A 239-nucleotide genomic window follows, 5' to 3' on the forward strand; every position below is an offset into this window, starting at 1 on the left:
GCCATAGCCCCCGTCCACGATCAGGTCGACCTGGTGTTCCAGCACCTGGCGCATTTCATAGGGATCGTTCAGCGGCTCGCCGCTGCCGGGCATGATCAGGCTCACGCTCATCAGCGGTTCGCCCAGTTCCTCCAGCAGCGCCCGGGCGATCGGACAGTTCGGCACGCGCAGGCCGATGGTGCGGCGCTTGGGGTGCAGGAGCATGCGCGGCACCTCGCGGGTGGCGCTGAGGATGAAGG

General features: G+C 67.8%; 1 protein-coding gene. It reads right to left on the reverse strand.

Annotated features, from left to right (window positions below):
- Nucleotides 1–239, reverse strand: a 239-nt coding sequence (locus ACLJNW_RS28240) for a Sua5/YciO/YrdC/YwlC family protein (RefSeq protein WP_410961947.1), incomplete at both ends; no start/stop codon positions are given.

Source organism: Salmonella sp. SAL4457 (assembly GCF_046548235.1).
GTDB lineage: Bacteria > Pseudomonadota > Gammaproteobacteria > Enterobacterales > Enterobacteriaceae > Salmonella > Salmonella enterica.